Origin of the sequence: Mesorhizobium sp. M7A.F.Ca.CA.004.12.1.1, assembly GCF_003997835.1 — a bacterium.
Taxonomy (GTDB): domain Bacteria; phylum Pseudomonadota; class Alphaproteobacteria; order Rhizobiales; family Rhizobiaceae; genus Mesorhizobium.
Genome location: NZ_RZRK01000910.1, coordinates 1 through 2,335, shown reverse-complemented (window position 1 = coordinate 2,335; position 2,335 = coordinate 1). Strand labels below are relative to the sequence as shown.

2 protein-coding genes and 1 pseudogene are annotated in these 2,335 nt (G+C 63.2%); 2 read left to right on the top strand and 1 reads right to left on the bottom strand.

All coding sequences use genetic code 11. The annotated features are described in order from the left end of the window. Together EN984_RS31590 and EN984_RS31585 are read left to right on the top strand one after the other, a co-directional pair. The coding region (locus EN984_RS31590) for an aldo/keto reductase (RefSeq protein ID WP_127384219.1) at window positions 1–853 on the top strand (853 nt) is incomplete at its 5' end. 53 nt (window positions 854–906) lie between these two features. Next, a complete protein-coding gene (locus EN984_RS31585; RefSeq protein WP_127267822.1) occupies window positions 907–2,172 on the top strand; it encodes a cysteine desulfurase-like protein in 1,266 nt (421 codons plus the stop codon). A 15-nt stretch (window positions 2,173–2,187) separates the two neighbouring features. On the opposite strand, the pseudogene EN984_RS39080 reads toward EN984_RS31585, so the two are convergent. Then, window positions 2,188–2,335: pseudogene (locus EN984_RS39080) on the bottom strand (histone deacetylase family protein); the annotation flags it as partial.

Sequence of the window (2,335 nt, the reverse complement as noted above, 5' to 3'; positions counted from 1 at the left end):
GATGAAAGCCAAGGGCAACCGCGACAAGGTGATCCTGGCCTCGAAGGTCGTCGGCCGCACGGCCAACAGCTGGTTTCGCGGCGACAGGCCGTCGCAACTGGTGCGCGCCGACATCTTTGACGCCATCGACAAGTCGCTGGCCAAGCTCGGCACCGACTATATCGACCTCTACCAGATCCACTGGCCGGAGCGGGATATCCCCTGGGGCGGCAACCCGACGCGCGTCGGCGCCGTGTCGCCGCGCGCCGATTCCGTCGGCGCACCGGCCGACGAAACACCGATCGCCGAGACGCTTGGCGTCTTCGACGAACTGGTGAAGGCGGGAAAGATCCGCCATTTCGGGCTGTCGAACGAGAGTTCCTGGGGCGTGATGCGGTTCCTTGCCGAAGCCGACAAGGGCATCGGCCCGCGCGTCGCGTCGATCCAGAACGCTTACAATCTCGTCAACCGCACTTTCGAGGTGAACCTCGCCGAGGTCTGTGAGCGCGAGCAAGTGTCGCTACTGCCCTATTCGCCGCTGGCACAGGGCTATCTCACCGGCAAATACGACCATGGCGCGCGACCGCAGGGGTCCCGCTCGCAGCTGTTCAATCGCGGCCAGCGCTACGAGACGCCAGGTGCCGCTGAAGCACAACTTGAATACAATGAGCTGGCGCGCTCCTTTGGCCTGGAGCCGGCACTGTTTGCCAATGCCTATGTCTCGAGCCGGCCGTTCGTAACCTCCAACATCGTCGGCGCAACGACGCTTTCGCAGCTCGACATGGCGCTGTCTTCTGTCGACGTCACCTGGACCGAAGAAATGCAGAAGGCGGTGGACGCGATCCACCAGCGGGTCGGCAATCCCTGTCCTTGAACGGGATTGGCCGCAGGCCGAATATCCAATGATTACAACGGGAGCGAGCAGCAATGAATTTTCCAGTCGAGGCAGTGCGTGAAAAATTTCCGGCTCTCTTCCTGACCGACAAGGGCCGCCGCCGCATCTATCTCGACAATCCTGCCGGCACGCAGGTGCCACAGGCGGTGGCGGACGCGGTGTCGCGCTGCCTGTTGACCACCAATGCCAACCTTGGCGGCTTTTTCGAAACCACGGTCGCCGCGCAGGCCGTCGTCGACGACGCGCACCAGGCCATGGCCGATTTCCTTGGCGCCGCCAGCCCCGAGGAAATCATCATCGGCGCCAACATGACGACGCTGACCTATCACATGTCGCGCACGCTCGGCCGCACGATGCAGCCCGGCGACGAGATCATCCTCACCCGCATGGACCATGAGGGCAATGTGTCGCCCTGGCTGCAGCTGGCCGAGGATCTCGGGCTCGTCGTGCGCTGGCTGCCGTTCGATGAAAAGAGCTGGCAGGTCGAAGAGGCGACGCTGGCCGGTCTGTTTTCGGAGAAGACACGGCTGGTCGCGTTGAACTACGCCAGCAATTTGACCGGCTCGATCAATCGGGTGAAGGCGCTGACTGCGATGGCCAGGAATGCCGGCGCCCTTGTCTATGTCGATGCCGTCCAATTCGCGCCTCACGGTCTGATCGACGTGCAGGAGCTCGGCTGCGATTTCCTGATCTGCTCGGCCTACAAATTCTTCGGCCCACATATGGGCATATTGTGGGGCCGGCGCGACGTCGTCGAGACGCTGGAGCCCTACAAGTGCCGCTGCTCTTCCAACGGCCTGCCGGAGCGGTTCGAACTCGGCACGCCGCAGATCGAGCTGATGGCCGGTCTCACCGCCGCGGTCGACTACTTTGCCGACCTTGGCGCGGCGGCGGGCGAGGGCGGTTCAAGAAGGCAGAAGATCGCCAAGGCGTTTGCGGTTTCGATCGCCTATGAAAACCCGCTGGCGCAACAGCTGATCGATGGCCTGTCCGATGTCGAGGGCCTGACCATCCACGGCATCACCGATCCGAAGCGGCTCGGCGAGCGCGTGCCGACGGTTTCCTTCACCGTCGATGGCATCGTGCCCGAAACGATCGTGCGGCAGATGAACGCCGAAAACATCTTCCTGTGGTCTGGCCACAACTATGCCTGGGAGATCGTCCACCAGCTCGGCATTCCGGCCGAGCATGGCGTCGTGCGTATCGGCATCGCCCACTACAACACTGCAGCCGAAATCGACCAGACGCTGGAGAGCGTACACCGTGTGATCGCCATGCTCAGGCAGCAGCGCTCCTGACGCTGGCTTGAGCATTCACCGCGTCTTGCCGCCGAAGCCGGTGAGGAACGCGGTGAGATTGTCGCCGAGTTCGTCGCAGAGGTAGCCGCCCTCCTGGACGATGACCGTCGGCAGGCCGAGCTTTGCGATAGCCTCGCCGATGCGCAAGAAACCCGGCGTCGTC